Origin of the sequence: Alistipes sp. CAG:268 (assembly GCA_000434235.1) — a bacterium.
Lineage (GTDB): Bacteria > Bacteroidota > Bacteroidia > Bacteroidales > Rikenellaceae > Alistipes > Alistipes avistercoris.
In genome coordinates this window covers 54,941-56,140 of record FR892016.1, presented here as the reverse complement: position 1 = coordinate 56,140, position 1,200 = coordinate 54,941, and the positions used below count along the sequence as shown (strand labels likewise).

General features: G+C 64.4%; 2 pseudogenes. Both read right to left on the bottom strand.

From position 1 onward, the window contains the following. Positions 1 to 885: pseudogene (locus tag QZL63_RS09435) on the bottom strand (DNA gyrase subunit A); the annotation flags it as partial. A 6-nt stretch (positions 886 to 891) separates the two neighbouring features. Continuing rightward, positions 892 to 1,200: pseudogene (locus tag QZL63_RS09430) on the bottom strand (type IIA DNA topoisomerase subunit B); the annotation flags it as partial.

Sequence of the window (1,200 nt, the reverse complement as noted above, 5' to 3'; positions counted from 1 at the left end):
CGTGTAGGGAATCTCCGTAATGGCGAGCGTGCGCTTGTCGATCTTCGAGATCTTCGCGCGGACCTTCACCGTGCCGCCCCGAAGGCCGTCGTTGTAGCGGCTCACGTCGGCCATGCCGCCCGTCGGAAAGTCGGGATAGAGGTCGAAGTCGCGCCCCTCGAGGTGGGCGATGGCCGCATTGATCAGCTCGATGAAGTTGTGCGGCAGGATCTTCGACGCCAGGCCCACGGCGATGCCGTCCGATCCCTGGGCCAGCAGCAGCGGGAACTTGATCGGAAGGGTCACCGGCTCCTCGTTGCGTCCGTCGTAGGAGCGCATCCACTCGGTGGTCTTGCGGTTGAAGACCACGTCGAGCGCGAATTTCGACAGGCGCGCCTCGATATAACGGCCCGCGGCCGCATCGTCGCCCGTCAGGATGTTGCCCCAGTTGCCCTGGCAGTCGATCAGGAGGTCCTTCTGCCCGAGCTGCACCAGCGCGTCCTTGATCGAGGCGTCGCCGTGCGGGTGGTACTTCATCGTCTCGCCGACGATGCCCGCCACCTTGTTGTAGCGACCGTCATCGACCGTCTTCATGGCGTGGAGGATGCGCCGCTGCACGGGCTTCAGGCCATCCTCGACGTGGGGGACGGCACGTTCCAGAATCACATAGGAGGCGTAGTCGAGGAACCAATTGCGGTACATGCCCGTGAGCTTGCGCACACCACCCTCGTCCTGCATCAGCCGTCCGAACTTCCCGGCCCGGGCCGCAGCTGCCGGCTCCCCGGCCGGAGCCTCATCGACAGGCACCGCATCCTGCGGCGTGTCTCCGTCCGACGGCGCTCCGGGCGCCGCCGTGTCGGCCTCCCCGGCGGGAAGCCCCTCGCGTATCTCTTTCTCTTCTGCCATAGCGCATCAACTCAGTTTGAGGTCCTGCTCCACGAGGTCCTCCTCGATACGCAGGTTGTCGATGATGAATCCCTGCCGCTCGAAGGTGTTCTTGCCCATGTAGAACTCCAGCAGGTCGTGGATCGGGTCGTCCTTCGTCAGGCGCACCCGGTCCAGGCGCATGTTCTCGCCGATGAACTCCTTGAACTCCGTCGAGGAGATCTCGCCGAGACCTTTGAATCGCGTGATCTCCACCCCCGCGCCGCACTTCTCGATGGCGCGCACGCGCTCCTCTTCGGAGTAGCAGTAGTAGGTCACCTTCTTGTTGCGCACGCG